We start from the raw sequence: 16077 nt of genomic DNA on the forward strand, positions 1-16077 counted from the left end.
AAAGATCAGTCGAGACGCATGGCAATGCCATGATCGGCCATATAGGCCTTGGCTTGCCCGATCGTATAGGTGCCGAAGTGGAAGATCGACGCTGCGAGAACCGCTGTCGCATGGCCTTCTTTCACGCCCGCGACCAGATCATCCAGATTTCCGACACCGCCGGAAGCGATAACCGGAACACGGACCTGATCGGCAATGGTGCGGGTCAGCGCGATGTCATAGCCGCTCTTCGTGCCGTCGCGGTCCATGGAGGTGATCAGCAATTCGCCCGCACCGCGCTCCACCATCTTCACGGCAAATTCCACCGCATCGATTCCCGTCGGCTGACGACCGCCATGGGTGAAGATTTCCCACCGATCCGCTTCGCCTGTGCTCGACACCTTCTTGGCGTCGATTGAAACGACGATGCACTGGTTGCCGAATTTATCCGCTGCCTGCGCCACGAAGTCCGGGTCTTTGACCGCTGCCGAGTTGATCGACACCTTGTCAGCCCCGCACAGCAAAAGCTTGCGAATATCGGAAACGGCGCGAACGCCGCCTCCTACCGTCACCGGCATGAAGCAGTGATCGGCTGTACGCGAGACCACATCGAAGATGGTTTCGCGATTGTCAGAAGAGGCGGTGATGTCGAGAAAGCAAAGCTCGTCGGCACCGGCCGCATCATAGGCTTTCGCCGCCTCGACCGGATCGCCCGCGTCGATCAGATCGACGAAATTCACGCCTTTGACGACGCGACCGTCTTTTACGTCAAGGCAGGGGATAATGCGTGCTTTGAGTGTCATCAGACGGTCGCCTTTTTTTGAGTTTGCACGTCCTCGCCGCATTGCGGCTGCGTGCGACGCGGGCAGTCTTTCACATCAAGGCAGGGGATCATGCGTGCTTTGAGTGTCATGCCCGTGCTCCTTTTATCAGTGCCAGCGCCTCTGTGGGATCGATACGCCCGTCATAGAGCGCTCGTCCCGAGATCGCACCTTCCAGCTTTGCCGCATCCGGCTCCAGCATGCGCTTGATATCGTCGATGGAGGCGAGACCGCCGGACGCGATCACGGGAATGGAAACCGCGTTGGCAAGCTCCAGCGTCGAAGCCCAATTGATACCGGCCAGAATACCGTCGCGGTCAATATCGGTGTAAATGATCGCGGCGACACCTGCCCCTTCGAAGCGCTTGGCAAGCTCGATCACACCAAGCTCAGAAGCCTCCGCCCAGCCCTCAACCGCAACCTTGCCGCCCTTGGCATCGATTCCCACGGCAATCTGGCCGGGGAAGCGCTTGCAGGCTTCAAGAACCAGAACCGGATCGCGCACCGCAACGGTGCCGAGGATGACGCGAGCAAGACCGCGGCTCAGCCAAGCCTCGATATGCTCCAAGGTGCGAATACCGCCACCCAGTTGCACCGGGTTCTTTGTGGATTTTAAAATCGCATCGACGGCCTCGCCATTGACGGTCTGTCCGGCAAAGGCGCCGTTCAGATCCACCACGTGCAGCCATTCGAAGCCCTGGTCCTCGAAGGCCTTGGCCTGAGCGCCGGGATCGGTGTTGTAGACGGTTGCCTGGTCCATATCGCCAAGTTTAAGGCGAACGCACTGGCCATCCTTGAGGTCGATTGCGGGAAAAAGGATCATGTCAGGGCTTCCAGCGCAGAAAATTCGAAATGAGGGCGAGACCGAGCGTCTGGCTCTTTTCCGGGTGGAACTGAGCGCCGGCCATATTGTCGCGACCCACGAATGCCGTCATTGCGCCGCCGTAGCTGGTGGTGGCGATGACGTCATCCCGGTTCTTCGCCGCCAGATGGTAGGAGTGGACGAAATAGGCGTGCAGCCCATCAGGTCCGGTCTTGATGCCTTCGAAGAGCGGGTGAGGGCGGTGCAGCTCCAGCGTATTCCAGCCGATCTGCGGGATTTTCAGCGCCGGGTCAGAAGGCGTCATCTCCACGACATCGCCTTCGATCCAGCCAAGCCCTTCGCTTACCGTCTTTTCCAGACCGCGTGACGACATGAGCTGCATGCCGACGCAGATGCCGAGGAAGGGATGACCCTTCTTTTCCACCACATCGATCAGTGCTTCATGCATGCCTGTCACCGCGCTGAGGCCTGCGCGGCAATCGGCATAGGCGCCCACGCCCGGCAGCACGATGCGGTCTGCGGAGGCAACATGGTCCGGCTTGTCGGTCAGATCGATCGTTGCATCGATACCGGCTTCCCGCGCCGCTCGCTCGAAAGCCTTGGTCGCGGAACGGAGATTGCCGGAGCCATAATCGATAATTGCCACACGCATGTCAGCGCCTTCCATTCAAATCGAATTGGAACGAGCCCGCAGGATCGTTCGTCATGAAACCGCCCACCCGATCACGGGTCTTCCACTCAGGCTGCGACACCAATGTCGGTGTCTGGTCCTGTTCGGGCAGGTTCGAAAAATACATCTCTTCCGCCGTGGAGAGATCGTGCGCCACGATCACATCCTTCAGTGTCCATCCCTTGGCGATCAGATGGCGCTGAACCATGTTGCGGCCCTCGAATCCGGCTACAAATCCAACAGCGATGGCAAAGAGAGTGCCGATGATGCCGAAGCCGTCGAGGCGTGCAACCTGACCTGCTGCGATCTGCAGGACGACAATGGATATGGCGACCCACCACATGCGGTGGATGGCGAACCAGACCCAGGGGAACAACAGCGCAAGCCACGAAAATCTGTCGGCGATGAAGCGGGTGGTGCGGTGATCCCTGTCGGGTCCGCCCGGCGCTTCCAGAACCAGATAAGATGTCATTGGCGTTCCTGACGACGTTCGGAGCAGAGCCCTGTCGGGTGCTCTTCGGTTTTACCGGATCAGGCCAGCATGCCCTTTGTCGAAGGAATGCGGCCCGCCTGCCTGGGATCGATTTCTGTGGCGCTACGCAACACCCGCGCCACTGCCTTGAAGCACGTCTCGGCGATATGATGGTTGTTGGCACCATAATGGTTGAGAATATGCAGCGTGATCCCGGCATTCTGCGCCAGCGCCTGGAAGAATTCGCGCACTAGTTCGGTATCGAATGTGCCGATCTTGGGTGCGGAAAACTCAACGTTCCAAGCAAGGAAAGGTCGGCCGGAAATATCGACGGCAGCCTTCGTCATCGTTTCGTCCATGGCGAGATCGAGCGACGCGTAACGGGTGATGCCTTTACGGTCGCCAAGCGCCTTTGCGATCGCTTGGCCGATAGCAATGCCGGTATCTTCGACCGTGTGGTGATCGTCGATATGAAGATCGCCCTTCACGTCGATGTTCATGTCGATCAGCGAATGGCGGCTCAACTGGTCCAGCATATGGTCGAAAAAACCGACGCCCGTCGAAATTTTTGCTGTACCCGTTCCATCGATATTCACGCGGACCGAGACGGAGGTCTCATTGGTCTTGCGGGAAATCTCGGCTGTGCGCTCTGCCATTGCGGCTGCTCCTTGGACAATATCGCCGTTCCTTACCAGCCCGCACCTCAAATATCCAGTCATTCCATCGCCTTGTCGGCATCGCCCGAGCGCTACGATTAGGCAAGATTGCAATCGGCAAAACGGGACTTACATAAATTGCGAAAAGGACCGCCGCTTGTCAGCGGTCCGCGTGCTCTACATGCAAGGCCCGACTGGGCAGACAGGTGCTTTATGACAACAATCATTACAGTTCGAAAGGGCGGCAAGGTCGTCATGGCAGGCGACGGACAGGTTAGCCTCGGCCAGACGGTGATGAAGGGCAATGCCCGCAAGGTGCGCCGCATCGGCAAGGGCGAAGTGATCGCCGGTTTTGCCGGTGCCACCGCTGACGCCTTCACCCTTCTCGACCGGCTGGAAAAGAAGCTGGAGCAATATCCTGGCCAGTTGATGCGTGCAGCTGTCGAACTGGCAAAAGACTGGCGCACGGATAAATATCTGCGCAATCTCGAAGCCATGATGCTGGTGGCCGACAAGACGGTGACGCTTGCCATCACCGGCAATGGTGACGTGCTGGAACCTGAACATGGCGCCATCGCCATCGGGTCTGGCGGCAACTACGCCTTCGCCGCCGCCCGCGCCCTGATGGATTCGGAGAAGTCTGCGGAAGAAGTCGCTCGTCAGGCCCTCGATATCGCCGCCGATATCTGCGTCTACACGAACCATAATCTCGTCATCGAAACGCTGGACGCTGAGTAAGCGGACGCATCATCAACCCATGGTTCCTGCGGGCCGGGCCGTCACGGCTGGCCGCAGCAGGAAGCCGAAAGGATCGACATGACCACTTTTTCTCCCCGGGAGATCGTCTCGGAACTGGACCGCTACATCATCGGCCAGCACGATGCCAAGCGCGCCGTCGCCATCGCCCTTCGTAACCGTTGGCGTCGCCAGCAGCTCGATGAGAGCCTGCGCGACGAAGTCATGCCAAAGAATATTCTGATGATCGGACCGACCGGTGTCGGCAAGACGGAGATCTCCCGTCGTCTGGCGAAGCTCGCCGGCGCGCCCTTCATCAAGGTCGAAGCGACGAAATTCACCGAAGTCGGCTATGTGGGCCGCGACGTGGAGCAGATCATTCGCGATCTGGTCGAAATTGGCATTGGTCTTGTGCGCGAAAAGATGCGCGCCGACGTTCAGGCCAAGGCCCATGCCAGCGCCGAAGAACGGGTTCTCGATGCACTTGTCGGCCAGACCGCGTCACCCGCCACCCGTGACAGTTTCCGTAAGAAGCTGCGTGACGGAGAGCTGGACAAGAAGGAAATCGATATCGAGGTCGCCGATACCGCCTCCGGCATGCCCGGCTTCGAGATCCCCGGCATGCCGGGAGCCAATATCGGTGTGCTCAACCTGTCTGAAATGTTCGGCAAGGCGATGGGTGGTCGCACCAAGAAGGTCCGCACCACGGTGGAGAAATCCTATGCGGAACTCATCCGCGATGAGTCCGACAAGCTTCTGGACAATGAGCAGATCCAACGCGAAGCGGTCAAATCGGTGGAGAATGACGGTATCGTCTTTCTCGATGAAATCGACAAGATCGCAGCACGTGATGGCGGAATGGGTGCCGGCGTCTCCCGCGAAGGTGTGCAGCGCGACCTCCTGCCGCTTGTCGAAGGCACGACGGTCTCGACCAAGTATGGGCCGGTAAAAACCGACCATATCCTCTTCATTGCATCCGGCGCCTTCCATGTGGCCAAGCCCTCGGACCTGTTACCGGAACTTCAGGGCCGCCTGCCGATCCGCGTGGAACTAAAGCCACTGACCAAGGAAGACTTCCGCCGCATCCTCACCGAGACCGAAGCCAGCCTGATCCGCCAGTATAAGGCGCTGATGGCAACTGAAGAACTCGATCTCGACTTCACCGACGATGCAATCGACGCCTTGGCGGACGTGGCGGTCCACCTCAACTCGTCGGTCGAAAACATCGGTGCGCGCCGTCTGCAAACTGTGATGGAACGTGTTCTCGACGAAATTTCCTTCAATGCACCGGATCGCGGCGGCTCGTCGGTCAAGATCGATGACGCCTACGTCAAGGAACATGTAGGCGATATCGCCGCCGACACGGATCTGTCGCGCTACATTCTTTAAGGCAGACTCGAGAATAAGTTTCAAAAATCAGAGGGAGTGCGGCAAATCTTGCCGCACTCTTATTTTATCGGCCTTGTCTCGACATTTGGCATCGCTTTTCGTTAATGAGTTTCGAAAGTCGATCCTCTGGATTACTCCGGCACCAAAGCCGGCAAGAGAAAAGGCATCCGCTCGTGCGTAAAACTCTTCTGGCATTGGCCGCTCTTCTGGCCATTGGCACTGTTCTTCCCTCCTACGCGGAGGCTGCCACCGTCGTGCCTCCGGGAAACCGCAATGCGGAACAGCCGAATGTTCCGGGTGCCTCCGCGCGTCGCACCAAGGGGTCGAACTCTACTTACGAGCGCAAGTATCAGAAGGTCTATGAGCTCCTGTCCGGCGACAAGCAGCTGATCGCCAAGATCAAATCGACGGCAAGCCGCTACGGTATCGATCCGATCCATATGGTCGGCGCGATCGTCGGCGAACATACCTACAACGTCGATGCCTATGACCGGCTGCAATCTTACTATGTGAAAGCGGCTTCATACGCCGGAAACAGCTTCCGTTTCGGCTATAAGGACGAAACGATCGCACAGTTTCTGACCCATTCGCAATTTTCCAAGTGTCAGTCGAAAAGCGATTCCTACAGCCTGTGGAACTGTCGTGAAGATGTCTGGGAGGCGAGCTTCCGCGGCAAGAAGGTCGATGGCGTCAGCTATCCCGATAATCGTTTTAGCGCGGTGTTCTTCCAGCCCTTCTATGCCGGACAGACGTTTGGCCTCGGCCAGATCAACCCTTTGACGGCCCTCATGCTTTCCGATTCGGTTGCTCGCACCTCCGGCTACGAGAAGCTCGATGAGAACGATGCCGCTGCCGTCTACACAGCCATCATGGATCCCGATCATTCGCTCGCCTATATGGCGGCCGCGATCCGCAAATCGATCGATGACTACAAGTCGATTGCCGACATGGATATTTCCAAAAACCCAGGGCTGACATCGACACTGTATAACCTCGGCGGCTCGCAACAGCGCGCCGCAGCGCTGGCGCAGAAAAATCGCCAGAGCGGCGGCACGGTATGGCCGGAAGAGAATTATTACGGTTGGCTGGTCAATGAAAAGCTGCCGGAACTGCAAAAGCTGTTGTGAGAGGAACAGGTTTGGCGAATTGTTTCCAATTTGGAAAAAATCTTTGATGCTGCGAAACGGTTGACGCGAGCCGGGTTCACCCTCCACTCTATGGACAATGACCATAGGGAGATATGTTGTGAGCCGCATCGAGCATAACGGACTGTCGTTCGACGAGACACTTTATCAGTTTTTGAAGGACGAAGTTCTGCCCGAAACCGGGCTGAACGCCGATGACTTCTTCAGTGGCTTTTCTGCCATCGTCCACGATCTGGCGCCGAAGAACAAAGCGCTGCTGGCAAAGCGCGATGCGTTTCAGGAAAAGCTGGACGACTGGTACCGCCAGAACGGCGCACCGTCCGATCTCGCCGCCTATGAAGCCTATCTACGCGAGATTGGCTACATCGTGCCGGAAGGCGCAGCCTTCAAGGTCAACACACAGAATGTCGATCCCGAAATCGCCGAGCTTGCCGGGCCGCAGCTTGTCGTACCCGTGATGAATGCACGTTATGCCTTGAACGCCGCCAATGCGCGATGGGGTTCGCTCTATGATGCGCTTTACGGCACGGACGCAATTGCCGAAGAGGACGGCGCCGAAAAGGGCAGGGGCTACAATCCTCGCCGTGGCGAAAAAGTCATCGCCTGGGCCCGTTCCTTCCTCGATGGTTCCGTTCCTCTTGCCAGCGGCAGCTGGGCAGATGTCAGCGGCTTCACCGTCGACGACGGTGCTCTCACTGTCGCTCTGGATGGCCAGTCGACACCGCTTGCCGATCCGGCGCAGTTTGCCGGCTTCGATGGCGACGCATCGCAGCTCTCCGTCATCCTGTTGAAGACCAACGGCATCCATATCGAAATCGTCATCGATCCCTCCACGGCCATCGGCAAGGTTGATCGCGCCGGTATTTCAGACGTCATTCTGGAATCGGCGCTCACCACGATCATGGACTGCGAAGATTCTGTCGCCGCCGTCGATGCCGAGGACAAGCTCATCGTTTATCGCAACTGGCTTGGCCTGATGCGCGGCGACCTCACGGAGGAGGTGTCCAAGGGAGGCCAGACGTTCACCCGTCGCCTTAACCCGGATCGCAACTATACAGCGCCGGATGGTTCGGCGCTGACGCTCCCCGGGCGATCGCTGATGCTGGTGCGCAACGTCGGCCACCTGATGACGAACCCGGCCATTCTGGATCGTGATGGCAATGAGGTTCCGGAAGGTATGATGGATGCCGTCATCACAGGCCTGATTGCGCTTTACGATGTCGGCCCGAGTGGCCGCCACCAGAACTCGCGCGCTGGCTCCATGTATGTGGTCAAGCCCAAGATGCACGGCCCGGAGGAGGTTGCCTTCGCAGCCGATATCTTCACCCGGGTCGAACAGCTGGTCGGCATGCGGCCCAACACCATGAAAATGGGCATCATGGATGAGGAGCGCCGCACCACCGTCAACCTCAAGGAATGCATTCGTGCTGCCAAGGATCGGGTTGTCTTCATCAATACCGGCTTCCTCGATCGCACTGGAGATGAAATCCATACTTCGATGGAAGCTGGCCCAATGATCCGCAAGGGCGACATGAAGCAGGCGGCCTGGATCGCCGCGTATGAGAACTGGAACGTCGATATCGGTCTCGAATGCGGCCTGTCCGGTCACGCGCAGATCGGCAAGGGCATGTGGGCCATGCCCGATCTCATGGCCGCGATGCTGGAGCAGAAGATCGCGCACCCCAAGGCCGGCGCCAACACCGCCTGGGTGCCGTCGCCAACCGCGGCGACGCTACACGCAACCCATTACCACAAGGTCGATGTCGCGCATGTGCAGGAAGGTCTGAAGAGCCGCGGCCGCGCCAAGCTTGCCGACATCCTCTCCGTGCCTGTCGCGGTTCGCCCCAACTGGACGCCGGAGGAAATTCAGCGGGAACTGGACAACAATGCCCAGGGTATTCTGGGTTATGTCGTGCGCTGGGTGGATCAAGGGGTCGGCTGCTCCAAGGTGCCGGACATCAACAATATCGGCCTGATGGAAGACCGTGCGACGCTGCGCATCTCCGCACAGCACATGGCAAACTGGCTGCGCCACGGCGTCGTTTCGGAGGAGCAGATCGTTGAAACCATGAAGCGCATGGCGGCCATTGTCGATCAGCAGAATGCGGGCGATGCGGCCTACACGCCGATGGCCGGCAACTTCGATCATTCGGTCGCGTTCCAGGCTGCGGTCGAACTGGTGCTAAAGGGCAGGGCACAGCCGAACGGCTATACCGAGCCAGTCCTGCATCGACGCCGTATCGAGCTAAAGGCAAAGCGGAGCGCATGAGCGCCCCATCCACCAGGTTTTGGTGGGCGCTTCCTCCAACCGGGAAACGTTTGGCCTGAAACGAAAAAAGCCGCCGGGACATTCCACGGCGGCTTTTTTCATAGGCATGTCCAGAGATTACTGGATAACGACAACCTTGGAGCTGCGGCCCGGACGGATGCGGCTGTAGAGATCGATCACGTCCTGGTTGATCATGCGAATGCAGCCGGAAGAAGCTGCGGTGCCGATCGACGCCCACTCAGGCGACCCATGGATACGGAACAGCGTATCCTGGCCTTGTTCGTTGAAGAGATACATGGCGCGCGCACCAAGCGGATTGCTGATGCCCGGACCCATGCCGTTTTCGACATACTTGGCCACTTCAGGCTTGCGTGCAGCCATTTCCTTTGGCGGATGCCATGTCGGCCATTCCTGCTTCCAGGCCACATAGGCTTCACCTGCCCAGGCAAAGCCCTGCTTGCCGACGCCGATGCCATAACGCACAGCCTTGCCGCCTGGCAGGATGTAGTAGAGGAAGCGCTCGCGGGTATTGACGATGACCGTTCCGGGCTTTTCCGCCGTTTCATAGTTTACGATCTGGCGATGAAACTTCTTGTCAACGCGGTTGATCGGAATGGCTGGGAGGGCGTAACCGGCGTCCGTGGTTGCGCCGTAAACCTCGTCACCGAAGATCTGTGCCGTCTCAACCACAACAGGCGCTGCGACAGGGCGGGCAGAGGAGGTTTCAGTCGTCGTGGACGCGCAACCGGCCAAGGCAAGGATGGACGACAGGCCGAGTGCAGTCATTGAAGTGCGAATGCGCATGGTGTTCTCGCGGAAAAATCGCTTATATAAGCGGTGCATGGAGCGATATTGGATAATCGGGTTATTTTCGATTACTCTAGGCTTTGCAAGCCATCGCACCGCAGCAAGACTACAGCTCGTGCGAAAATGCTGCTTCATGGTCTTTTTGCAACAATTTCACGGAGCGCTTTCCAGAATCGATCGATGACTATTCTTTCGTTTACAAATAACAATCCGTTAATCGACGGTCGCCAATCTGAAAAAGCCATGCTCGTGCGCCGGGGCGTGCAGATATTGCTGAACGAGATGCGCCATTCTGTGTTGCCGGAACTTGCACTTTCCAGCGGCAGGCGGGCTGATCTGATCAGTCTGTCGGTCAAGGGAGAAATCTGGATCATCGAGATCAAATCTTCGATCGAGGATTTCAAGGTGGATCGCAAATGGCCGGACTACCGGCTGCATTGTGACCGGCTGTTCTTTGCCACCCATGCCGCGGTGCCGCTGGATATCTTTCCGCAAGAGTGCGGCCTGTTTCTTTCCGACGGTTACGGAGCCCACATGGTCCGCGAAGCGCCGGAGCACAAGCTCGCTCCCGCCACGCGCAAATCCCTGATGCTGGATTTTTCCAGAACCGCAGCCCGACGCCTGATGATGGCGGAATGGTCTACCGGCACCAGCTATTCGGATTGATCCGTTACCGTCATTCTATTTAGGAGCCCGTTTGGCCAGAATGCGCTGCAGTGTACGGCGATGCATGTTCAGCCGCCTGGCCGTCTCCGAGACGTTTCGCTCGCACATTTCATAGACGCGCTGAATATGTTCCCAGCGAACCCTGTCGGCAGACATAGGGTTCTCCGGCACCTCCATCTTGTCGCCCTCGCGCTGGGTCAGCGCGTTGAAGACATCGTCGGCATCGGCGGGCTTCGCCAGATAGTCCAGTGCCCCGAGTTTCACCGCCGTCACGGCGGTCGCAATATTCCCGTAGCCTGTGAGAACGACGATCTGGGTGTCGTCGCGATGCTGGCGGATCGCCTCGATCACTTCCAATCCATTGCCATCACCCAAGCGCAGATCGACCACCGCATATTTCGGCGGCGCGCTTTTCGATTTCTCGATCCCTTCGCTGACCGATTCGGCGGTATCGACCACAAAGCCGCGGGCTTCCATCGCGCGCGCCAGACGGCGCAGGAACGGACCGTCATCATCAACCACCAGCAGCGATTTGTCCGGACCAATCGCATCCACGGCTGTTGCTGCCTCTGCCTGCTGGTTCTGTCCGTCATCCACCATGGTCGCTTCCTTCGGTCGTTTTATTATCTTTGGTTGGTGCCTCTTGGGCGATCATACGCTTCATGCGCTACAAGCGTAAGAGTTTCCTAACAAACTCCAAGATCACCGACTGTTACTATCCTCCATAACCGATCGCGGCCAGATAACGGTGACCCTCGCCCCTGCGGCATTTGGTCCACGGTTTTCGAATGTCAGCCCCGCACCGGAGCGTTCAAGCAGCGTCTTGGCGATGAAAAGCCCAAGCCCAAGTCCGCCTGCGGTCGTGTCGTTTTGCCGATTTGTCACATAAGGATCGCCGATCCGCGCGAGAATATCCGGCGAATAGCCATCGCCATCATCTTCGATCATCACCTTCACCTGATGCTGATCATGCGACACGGTGACAGTGACCATATCCTTGGCGTAATCGACCGCATTTTCCAGCAGGTTTCCCAGCCCGTAGAGAATCCCGGCATTGCGGGCGCCTATCGGCTCACCGGCGCGCCCTGATTTTTCCACCAGCTTCAGTTTGACCCCGAATTCCCGGTGCGGCGCCATCACCTCTTCGATCAGCGACGACAGCGGAAGCCGGCGAATATGTTCTTCGCCCTCGGCGGAGAGCGATGTCAGCCGGCGTAGAATGTCGCGGCATCGCTCGCTCTGGCTGCGCAGCAAAGCCACATCCTCGCTAAAGCGTTCGTCCTTGCCCAGTTCGCGTTCCATTTCCTTGGCTACAACGCTGATCGTCGCAAGCGGTGTTCCCAACTCATGGGCCGCCGCGGCAGCGAGCCCATCGAGTTGCGACAGATGTTTCTCTCGTTCCAGAACCAGCTCGGTCGCGGCCAGCGCGTCGGCAAGCTGGTTGGCTTCATGGGAGACGCGATAGGCATAGAAGGCGGCAAACGACATCATCGCGACGATCGAACACCAGATGCCGACATGGATGATAAGCTGGATCGGCAGTTCCTCACCCGGATACCAGGGAACGGGAAATGGCGAAAATGCGATCGCTGTGGCGCAGACAAGCGCGAAGAACAGCAACACGAGAGAATGTTTCAGCGGCTGGGAGGCAAAGGCGATGATGACCTGTACGCAGATCAGCGGCGCAAACGGGTTCGACAGACCACCGGTAATGTAGATCAGCGCCGTCAACTGCAGCAAGTCGAAGGCCAGCAACAGCGTCGCCTCCCACGGCTCAAGGCGGTAGGTCGCCGGAAAGCGTGCGGACAGAAACAGATTGGCCGTTGCAAGGGCGGCAATAAGGAGCGCGCAGGTGAGAAGCGGCAGGGGGAAGCCAAGAACCAATGCCACGAGTAGGATCGTGGCGCTCTGTCCGGCAACCGCAAGCCACCGCAACCAGACGATGGTCTGCAGGCGTATTTGACGGCTGGCACGGCCGAAACGTGTCGTCTCTACGGGCTGCTTTGCCATCGGTCCCTCTTCGTCATGTCATGTGCCGCGCGGCTTGGCGCGGTGCGTGGGTTGTGCGGATGCTGGATCTTCGGGCCAGGGGTGGCGTGGATAACGCCCGCGCATGTCTGCGCGCACATCCTTCCAGGAGCCAGCCCAGAAGCCGGGCAGATCCCGCGTGGTCTGTATCGGCCTGTGCGCCGGCGAGGTCAATTCTAGGAGAAGTGGCAATTTTCCCCCGGCTACACTCGGGTGCTCTTTCAAGCCAAAGAGTTCTTGTACGCGGATGGTCAGCGTCGGCTCCTCGCCATCATATTGAATGGGATGCTTTTGGCCTGTTGGCGCTTCGAAATGAGTCGGTAGCAGTTTGCCAAGCTGGCGCAGTTCCTCATGCGGCACTAGCGAGCGCAATCCTTCGATGATGTTGCCGCCACTGATGTCATGGATTGCCTTGGCATCGTGCTGGAACGGCACGAACCATTCGTTCAGTCTGTCGATCAGTGCTGTGTCGCTCATGTCCGGCCAGGGCGCGCCGACACTGCGGTACAGGAAGCCCAGGCGATGGCGCAGCTGCTGCGCCTCCTTCGAAAAGGCCAAAATATCGAGACCATGCTCACGAAGGCCATTTGCCAGCGCTTGCGCGGCCTTTTCGCCGGTGGGACGCGCAAGAGGTGTTTCGTCCAGGATAATGGCGCCGATACGCGAGACGCGCCGGGCGCGCACCTGTCCGCTCGGTTTGTCGAAGAAAAGCTGGTCTTCCTTGACGATTGCCTCGGGTAGAAATGCCTCCACGTCTCTAAGGCTGATCGACGCCGCGGCCAGAATTCTCGGTCGTGCGGCGCGGCCGACAATATCGGCAACCACCAGCATCTTCTCCGCCGCCAGCCGTTCCGTCTCTTCCAGCTCTCCACCCCGGCCATTGGCCATGACATAGCGACCGCGCGCGCCCCGTTGAAACGCGATGCGGTCCGGAAAGGCATACAACAGAAGCTGCCCCGCCGTTAAGGTCGTTGCTGCAGTGGCCCTTTTGCCGGGAAGCGAAGAGGCGAGCCGTCTTGCCAACCCCTTGGCGGCCATTGCCCGCTCAGACTTTTCGCCTTTGAATCGACGAAGCCGCTCATCGAGATCGATATCGTTGCCGCCAAGTCCCTGCTCTGTGAGCAGAACGGCAAGCAGCGAAGCGTCTTCGCCGCATCCTTGCTCACCCGCTGCGATCACCATCGCCGCGAGGCGAGGGGGCAACGCCATGTCGCGCATCAGCTTTCCGCGTGCGGTGATTGCACCGGACTGATCGAGGGCGCCGAGGCCAAACAGCAGCGCATTCGCTTCTTTCAACGTGGCCGATGGCGGCTGATCGAGAAACATCAGGCTTGCAGGGTCACTGACACCCCAATGGGCAAGATCGAGCGCGAAGCCGGAGAGATCGCTTGCCAAAATCTGTGGTGGCGTGAAGGCCGGCAGTGCTGCCGTCTGTCCCGCATGCCATAGGCGGATCGCGATGCCTGGCTCCGTTCGCCCGGCACGACCCGCGCGTTGTTCGGCAGAGGCGCGCGACACCTTCACCGTTTCCAGCCGGCTCATGCCGGTCGAAGGCTCGAACACCGGAAGCCGTTGCAGCCCGCTATCGATCACGATCCGCACACCATCGATGGTGATCGACGTTTCGGCAATCGAGGTTGCCAGCACGATCTTGCGCTTGCCTTTTTCCGTCGGCTTGATCGCTGCGTCCTGCTCCTTCTGGGAGAGATAGCCGTAAAGCGGAATCACCTGCGTCTGTGGATCGAAACGACCCTCAAGCCTCTCCGCTGTCCGCTTGATCTCCGCCTGCCCGGGAAGAAAGGCGAGTATCGAGCCTTGCTCCGCGCCATGCGCCTCGATGATCGCCCGCGCAGCCTTGTCTTCGATCCGTTCCTGTCCTGTCCGGTCTTCGTAGCGAATATCGACCGGAAAGCTGCGACCGAGACTGGTGACCACCGGAGCATCATCGAGAAGCGCGCTGATCCGATCCGCATCCAGCGTCGCGGACATCACGAGAATACGCAAGTCGTCCCGCAGTCCGGATTGTACGTCGAGAGCCAGTGCCAGACCGAAGTCGCCATCGAGCGAACGTTCATGAAACTCGTCGAAGATGACGGCAGAAATACCGCTGAGTTCGGGATCATCCAGCACCATCCGCGCGAAAACACCTTCCGTCACCACCTCGATCCTCGTTCTTTCCGAAACCCGGTTGTCGAGGCGCATGCGATAGCCGACAGTTTCGCCCACTTCCTCCTTGAGTAACGATGCCATCCGGCTCGCCGCGGCCCGCGCTGCAAGCCGTCGTGGCTCAAGCAGGATGATCTTGCCATCGCTAAGCCAGGACTGGTCGAGAAGGTAAAGCGGCACCAGCGTGGTCTTGCCGGCTCCAGGCGGTGCGCAAAGAATGGCTCTCCCGGCCCGGTGCAACTTGTCTCCGAGTTCCGCAAGCACCTCCGTGACAGGAAGGGTGCTTGCGTTTTGCAGTGCCGCTTTGATGATTGGCGTCATGACATCAATTGGTCCGTCGCGTCACGCTCTCATAGGCGAGAATGGCACCGGCCAGATCTTCAAGTGCTGCACCCACCGATTTGAAAAGCGTGATCTCGTTATCGTTCTCGCGGCCCTTGTGACGCCCCGAAACGAGATCGGCAAGCTCTGCCTTGATGTCCTTTCGCTGGAGCACACCTGCTTCGAGGGGCTGCACGATGTCGCCACCCTCCTTGAGGGCACCATCGAAGGTGTCGACAAACACGCTCGCACGCCGGATCGTCTCATCGTCGCTTTCGCGCATGGACGGCTTGAAGGCGCCGACGAGATCGAGATGCGCGCCGGGCTTCAGCCACTCGCCCATGATCAATGGCTCGCTGGAAAGTGTAGCGCAGGAGACAATATCGGCGTTTCGCACACCAGCTTCTAGATCGGCGCATGCAAAGGCGTTCAGGCCCATCTGGCGTGCCTCAGCCGCTGCCTTCTCCGCGGAGGCGACGTTTCGTCCCCATACATGGAACGTAGATATCTGTCGCACCGTCGCGTGCGCCTGCATGAGGTTGAGCGACAGCCTGCCAGTCCCGACCATCAGCATGGATGACGCATCGCGCCGCGCAAGGTACTTTGCTGCCAGAGCGGATGTCGCGGCTGTGCGCCGTGCCGTCAGCTCACCACCCTCAACCGCAGCCAGCATCTCGCCGGTCTTGCCAGAGGAAAGGAGATAGGTCCCGAAGATCGCTGGAAGCGTGCGTGTGCTGTTATCCGGAAAGACCGAAAGGATCTTCACGCCCATATAGGAGCCAGGCACCCATGCGGGCATCATGAGAAGTGTCGCATCACGCTCACCCGGGACAGTGACCTCATGATGATGGCGCGCCGGCATCTCACAGCCGCCACGGAACATGGTTTCGATCGCATCGATCAGCTGCGGCCACGCCAAGGCGTTGCGCGTTTCGTCCTCATTCAGAACCAGCATGGACTTCTCCCTCTTCTCCTATGCCTCGAACTTAGCATGCCAAGCGGATCAGGAAAGAGACAGGTGATTTGCAGAATTCAAAACAAGCGCTGCAAGGGTGTTTGGGATGCCCTCGAATAAAATATCTCGAAAAACACCATTAATTACGTGTACTTACGGAAAAACGACAGATTTA

The 16077-nt window shown here is 58.8% G+C and carries 15 protein-coding genes; 5 read left to right on the plus strand and 10 right to left on the minus strand.

Annotation, left to right across the window (positions count from 1 at the left end):
* Positions 1-5: 5 nt before the first annotated feature.
* The 5 genes from hisF to hisB form a co-directional block, all read right to left on the minus strand.
* On the minus strand, positions 6-782 hold the full coding sequence (hisF, locus tag ACQZ5M_RS13180; RefSeq protein WP_449079945.1) for an imidazole glycerol phosphate synthase subunit HisF: 777 nt from the start codon (positions 780-782) through the stop codon (positions 6-8).
* A 106-nt stretch (positions 783-888) separates the two neighbouring features.
* Positions 889-1623: a 1-(5-phosphoribosyl)-5-[(5-phosphoribosylamino)methylideneamino]imidazole-4-carboxamide isomerase gene (gene hisA, locus ACQZ5M_RS13185; RefSeq protein WP_449079946.1), complete on the minus strand. Its 735-nt coding sequence runs from the start codon at positions 1621-1623 to the stop codon at positions 889-891.
* A gap of 1 nt (position 1624) precedes the next feature.
* Complete coding sequence (gene hisH, locus ACQZ5M_RS13190; RefSeq protein ID WP_449079947.1) at positions 1625-2275, minus strand: imidazole glycerol phosphate synthase subunit HisH; 651 nt, start codon at positions 2273-2275, stop codon at positions 1625-1627.
* Between the two features lies 1 nt (position 2276).
* Positions 2277-2765: a DUF2628 domain-containing protein gene (locus ACQZ5M_RS13195; protein ID WP_296105765.1), complete on the minus strand. Its 489-nt coding sequence runs from the start codon at positions 2763-2765 to the stop codon at positions 2277-2279.
* Between the two features lie 59 nt (positions 2766-2824).
* Complete coding sequence (gene hisB / locus ACQZ5M_RS13200) at positions 2825-3421, minus strand: imidazoleglycerol-phosphate dehydratase HisB (protein WP_296105764.1); 597 nt, start codon at positions 3419-3421, stop codon at positions 2825-2827.
* A gap of 213 nt (positions 3422-3634) precedes the next feature.
* Between hisB and hslV the strand changes: the two genes are divergently transcribed.
* From hslV to ACQZ5M_RS13220, 4 genes are all read left to right on the plus strand, one after another.
* Complete coding sequence (hslV, locus tag ACQZ5M_RS13205; RefSeq protein ID WP_296081050.1) at positions 3635-4159, plus strand: ATP-dependent protease subunit HslV; 525 nt, start codon at positions 3635-3637, stop codon at positions 4157-4159.
* A 78-nt stretch (positions 4160-4237) separates the two neighbouring features.
* Positions 4238-5545, plus strand: coding sequence for an ATP-dependent protease ATPase subunit HslU (gene hslU / locus ACQZ5M_RS13210; protein WP_449079948.1), 1308 nt, complete (start codon positions 4238-4240; stop codon positions 5543-5545).
* A gap of 173 nt (positions 5546-5718) precedes the next feature.
* The gene (locus tag ACQZ5M_RS13215; protein WP_296081046.1) at positions 5719-6672 is read left to right on the plus strand and encodes a DUF1402 family protein; all 954 of its coding nucleotides are present in this window, start codon (positions 5719-5721) and stop codon (positions 6670-6672) included.
* Between the two features lie 118 nt (positions 6673-6790).
* A complete protein-coding gene (locus ACQZ5M_RS13220; RefSeq protein ID WP_296074027.1) occupies positions 6791-8959 on the plus strand; it encodes a malate synthase G in 2169 nt (722 codons plus the stop codon).
* Positions 8960-9076: 117 nt separating this feature from the next.
* On the opposite strand, the gene ACQZ5M_RS13225 is transcribed toward ACQZ5M_RS13220, so the two are convergent.
* Entirely contained in the window at positions 9077-9763 is a 687-nt protein-coding gene (locus ACQZ5M_RS13225; protein WP_296014004.1) for a L,D-transpeptidase, read from the minus strand.
* Between the two features lie 183 nt (positions 9764-9946).
* On the opposite strand from ACQZ5M_RS13225, the gene ACQZ5M_RS13230 reads away from it, so the two are divergent.
* A complete protein-coding gene (locus ACQZ5M_RS13230; protein WP_296014005.1) occupies positions 9947-10432 on the plus strand; it encodes an MmcB family DNA repair protein in 486 nt (161 codons plus the stop codon).
* 15 nt (positions 10433-10447) lie between these two features.
* On the opposite strand, the gene ACQZ5M_RS13235 is transcribed toward ACQZ5M_RS13230, so the two are convergent.
* The 4 genes from ACQZ5M_RS13235 to lhpI all read right to left on the minus strand — a co-directional run bounded on the left by ACQZ5M_RS13235 (position 10448) and on the right by lhpI (position 15902).
* Positions 10448-11032, minus strand: a complete 585-nt coding sequence (locus tag ACQZ5M_RS13235; protein WP_296014007.1) for an ActR/PrrA/RegA family redox response regulator transcription factor — start codon at positions 11030-11032, stop codon at positions 10448-10450.
* Positions 11033-11134: 102 nt separating this feature from the next.
* Entirely contained in the window at positions 11135-12442 is a 1308-nt protein-coding gene (locus ACQZ5M_RS13240; RefSeq protein WP_296074023.1) for an ActS/PrrB/RegB family redox-sensitive histidine kinase, read from the minus strand.
* An 18-nt stretch (positions 12443-12460) separates the two neighbouring features.
* On the minus strand, positions 12461-14947 hold the full coding sequence (hrpB, locus tag ACQZ5M_RS13245; RefSeq protein ID WP_449079949.1) for an ATP-dependent helicase HrpB: 2487 nt from the start codon (positions 14945-14947) through the stop codon (positions 12461-12463).
* Between the two features lie 4 nt (positions 14948-14951).
* On the minus strand, positions 14952-15902 hold the full coding sequence (gene lhpI, locus ACQZ5M_RS13250) for a bifunctional Delta(1)-pyrroline-2-carboxylate/Delta(1)-piperideine-2-carboxylate reductase (RefSeq protein WP_449079950.1): 951 nt from the start codon (positions 15900-15902) through the stop codon (positions 14952-14954).
* Positions 15903-16077: the final 175 nt, after the last annotated feature.

The organism is Rhizobium sp. 22-785-1 (assembly GCF_053521965.1).

Bases quoted from the DNA above. Each gene is read 5' to 3' on its own strand.
- hisF (WP_449079945.1), bottom strand. From the start codon at position 782: ATGACACTCAAAGCACGCATTATCCCCTGCCTTGACGTAAAAGACGGT.
- hisA (WP_449079946.1), bottom strand. From the start codon at position 1,623: ATGATCCTTTTTCCCGCAATCGACCTCAAGGATGGCCAGTGCGTTCGC.
- hisH (WP_449079947.1), bottom strand. From the start codon at position 2,275: ATGCGTGTGGCAATTATCGATTATGGCTCCGGCAATCTCCGTTCCGCG.
- ACQZ5M_RS13195 (WP_296105765.1), bottom strand. From the start codon at position 2,765: ATGACATCTTATCTGGTTCTGGAAGCGCCGGGCGGACCCGACAGGGAT.
- hisB (WP_296105764.1), bottom strand. From the start codon at position 3,421: ATGGCAGAGCGCACAGCCGAGATTTCCCGCAAGACCAATGAGACCTCC.
- hslV (WP_296081050.1), top strand. From the start codon at position 3,635: ATGACAACAATCATTACAGTTCGAAAGGGCGGCAAGGTCGTCATGGCA.
- hslU (WP_449079948.1), top strand. From the start codon at position 4,238: ATGACCACTTTTTCTCCCCGGGAGATCGTCTCGGAACTGGACCGCTAC.
- ACQZ5M_RS13225 (WP_296014004.1), bottom strand. From the start codon at position 9,763: ATGCGCATTCGCACTTCAATGACTGCACTCGGCCTGTCGTCCATCCTT.
- ACQZ5M_RS13230 (WP_296014005.1), top strand. From the start codon at position 9,947: ATGACTATTCTTTCGTTTACAAATAACAATCCGTTAATCGACGGTCGC.
- ACQZ5M_RS13235 (WP_296014007.1), bottom strand. From the start codon at position 11,032: ATGGTGGATGACGGACAGAACCAGCAGGCAGAGGCAGCAACAGCCGTG.
- ACQZ5M_RS13240 (WP_296074023.1), bottom strand. From the start codon at position 12,442: ATGGCAAAGCAGCCCGTAGAGACGACACGTTTCGGCCGTGCCAGCCGT.
- hrpB (WP_449079949.1), bottom strand. From the start codon at position 14,947: ATGACGCCAATCATCAAAGCGGCACTGCAAAACGCAAGCACCCTTCCT.
- lhpI (WP_449079950.1), bottom strand. From the start codon at position 15,902: ATGCTGGTTCTGAATGAGGACGAAACGCGCAACGCCTTGGCGTGGCCG.